We start from the raw sequence: 3,330 nt of genomic DNA on the forward strand, positions 1-3,330 counted from the left end.
CCTGAGCCAGGATCAAACTCTTATATTAAAGTTTAAGTCCTAGCCAGATATTCTGGCTAATTTTCTTCCGGTTTTGCTAAACCGGCAAAAGTCATTTAGCATTCGTTTCCGTTTGCTTGAATTGACTATGGGTTGTGTGTTTTATATCCATTGTTCAGTTTTCAAGGATCAATCTGCTTTTTTCAGCAGCGAAGATTATTTTATCAAATCTTCTTTTTCTTGTCAAGCTCTTTTTAAGAACTTTTTTATTTTCAACCGCATCTGAACTTGGTTTAAAATAAAATGGCGGAGAAGGAGGGATTTGAACCCTCGCGCCGCTATTAACGACCTAACCGCTTTCCAGGCGATCCCCTTCAACCACTTGGGTACTTCTCCATAAATGCTCTCAGTTCATAATGCGATATTCAATTGGCGGAGAGAGTGGGATTCGAACCCACGGCCCCTTTCGGAGTCACTGGTTTTCAAGACCAGCTCCTTAAACCACTCGGACATCTCTCCATGGATTTTAGTTGCCTCTTCTTGAGCAGCGACCTTGACTATTATATCTTACCGTCCACCGGTTGTCAAGAGGTTTTTTGCTCTTTTTTTAAATTTCTTTTTCAGCAACCTTTGAGCCATGTTTCCGTGTCGCTCGCGGTGATATAGATATTACAGGAAAAGTCGAAAACTGTCAACCCCTTTTTTCGATTTTTTTGACAAAATTTTTTCTTACATTATAATACTAAAAAACAAAATCCACGTATATGGCTTTTCCTTCCAAACCATGCTACAATATAAATCGCATCATTACTGATTCTATCTTAAGGAGGCTATTATGAAAACAGTTGCAGAACGTTTTTTAACATATGTAAAACACCATACCACATCCAATGAAGAGTCCAACACTTTCCCCAGCACGAAAAATCAGCTGACCTTCGCTGCTTTTCTGGCAAAGGAATGCGAAACGATCGGACTGCAGTCCGTGTTTGTCGATCAATATGGCTATGTGACTGCCACACTCCCCGGCACTGTGCAAAACGCCCCTACCATCGGCTTCATTGCTCATATGGACACCAGTCCCGATGCCAGCGGCGAAAATATTCTTCCTAATATTGTAGAAAACTATGATGGTGGAACGATCCCTCTGAACAGCACAAGCCTTTCCCCCGCAGAATTTCCTTCGCTGAAGGATTATATCGGTCAGACACTTATCACCTCTGACGGCACAACACTCCTGGGTGCCGATGACAAAGCCGGTATTGCAGAGATTCTGACTGCTATGGAGTACCTTCTTGCTCATCCCGAAATTCCCCATGGCGACATTCGCATTGCCTTTACCCCTGATGAAGAGATCGGCAAAGGCGTGGACTTCTTTGATGTAAAAGCTTTTAACGCCGATTTTGCTTATACTCTGGACGGCGGCCGTATCGGCGAATTGGAATACGAAAACTTCAATGCAGCCCGTGCGATCATTCGCATCAAAGGGAAAAATGTACACCCAGGCACAGCAAAAAATGTCATGGTGAATGCCGCCCTCATCGGTACAGAAATCGCCTCTCTCCTGCCCGAAAAAGAAATTCCCGCCAAAACAGAAGGCTACGAAGGTTTCTTTCATCTTTGTTCCTTTGAAGGAGATGTCACTTCTGCAACACTGACCTATATCATCCGCGATTTTGACAAAGATTCCTTTGAACGACGCAAAGAATTGATCCGTCTGATCGTAGAACGTAAAAATACCCAGCATCAGGGTGCCATCGAATTGGAACTTCGCGATGAATATTACAACATGCTTTCTCAGGTGGAACCTCATATGGAAATCGTCGATCTGGCAAAACAGGCCATGCTGGATTGCGGCATCACTCCTATCATTCAGCCTATCCGCGGTGGTACAGACGGCGCCCGACTGTCCTTCATGGGTCTGCCATGCCCCAATCTGTTCGCAGGCGGCCACAATTTCCACAGCAATTATGAATTTGTTCCTGTGCAGTCCATGGAAAAAGCGGTGGAAATGATCATCCGTATCGCAGAACTGGCAACGACCCTTGACTTTCAAAAAAACGTATGATAGAATTTTCCCGTAATCTATTGAGAATACGGCGATGATTGAGTTTATAAGCAATACTGGTTACAACCACAGAGAGCAGATCGGTCGGTGAAAGGCCTGCAGCACAGTATTTGTAAATTACGCCTCATGAGCTTTGTGCAGGAAATGGCACAACGTATGCCCTACGTTACAGGGGCCCAAAGATGTTCCTTCGGAACATGAACTAAGGTGGTACCACGGGTCTCTCGTCCTTTTGACGTTGAGACCTTTTTATATTTACCCCAATATTATCGCTGAAAAATCAATCAAACCTATATAAAATGCAAAGGAGAATGCAATCATGAATGCTTATGAAGTATTGAAAGAACGCGGTTTTATCGAACAGCTGACCCATGAAGAAGAAATCAAAGACCTTTTTGAAAAAGGCGGCGTAACATTCTATATCGGCATCGACCCCACAGCAGACAGCCTGCACGTTGGTCATTTCCTGACAGTTATGGCTATGGCACACATGCAGCGCTGCGGTAACCGCCCCATTTGTTTGGTAGGCGGCGGCACAGCTATGATCGGTGACCCTTCCGGCAAAGCGGATATGCGTAAAATGATGACAGTAGAAACCATCGACCATAACGTAGCATGCATCAAAAAACAGCTGTCCCGCTTCATCAATTTCAATGAAGGCGAAGGCGGCGCTATCATGGCAAATAACGCTGACTGGCTGAGAGGCCTGAACTACATCGAGTTCCTGCGCGAGATCGGCGCACACTTCTCTGTAAACAGAATGCTTTCCGCAGATTGCTTCAAAACACGTATGGAAAGAGAAGGCGGCCTGACATTCCTGGAATTCAACTACATGATCATGCAGGGCTACGATTTCTATGAACTGAACAAGAGATACGGCTGTTCTCTGCAGATGGGCGGCAATGACCAGTGGTCCAATATCATCGCCGGTGTAGAACTGATCCGTCGTAAAGCACAGAAACCCGCTTACGGCATGACATTCAAACTGCTGACAAACAGCGAAGGCGTAAAAATGGGTAAAACTGTTTCCGGCGCTGTATGGCTGGATCCCGAAAAAACATCCCCTGACGAATTCTATCAGTACTGGAGAAACGTTGGCGATAAAGACGTTGAAAAATGTCTGTCTCTGCTGACATTCCTGCCTATGGATGAAGTGCGTCGTCTGGGTGCACTGGAAGGCGCTGAAATCAACAAAGCAAAAGAAATCCTGGCATTCGAACTGACAAAGATCGTTCACGGCGAAGCAGAGGCAACAAAAGCACAGGAAGCTGCAAGAGCACTGTTCG

The 3,330-nt window shown here is 45.2% G+C and carries 2 protein-coding genes and 2 tRNA genes; 2 read left to right on the forward strand and 2 right to left on the reverse strand.

Going from position 1 to position 3,330, the window contains the following annotated elements:
* Nucleotides 1-283 precede the first annotated feature (283 nt).
* Both IJ369_RS07080 and IJ369_RS07085 read right to left on the reverse strand, forming a co-directional pair.
* A tRNA-Ser gene (locus IJ369_RS07080) sits at nucleotides 284-375 on the reverse strand.
* 34 nt (nucleotides 376-409) lie between these two features.
* Nucleotides 410-498: transfer RNA gene (locus IJ369_RS07085), tRNA-Ser, on the reverse strand.
* Between the two features lie 316 nt (nucleotides 499-814).
* Here IJ369_RS07085 and pepT point away from each other — a divergent pair.
* Nucleotides 815-2,044, forward strand: coding sequence for a peptidase T (pepT, locus tag IJ369_RS07090; RefSeq protein WP_290717605.1), 1,230 nt, complete (start codon nucleotides 815-817; stop codon nucleotides 2,042-2,044).
* 319 nt (nucleotides 2,045-2,363) lie between these two features.
* Nucleotides 2,364-3,330, forward strand: a 967-nt coding sequence (tyrS, locus tag IJ369_RS07095; protein WP_330612962.1) for a tyrosine--tRNA ligase, incomplete at its 3' end; no start/stop codon positions are given.

It is taken from the genome of Anaerotignum sp. (assembly GCF_017483025.1).
In the GTDB taxonomy this organism is placed as follows: Bacteria; Bacillota; Clostridia; order Lachnospirales; family Anaerotignaceae; genus Anaerotignum_A.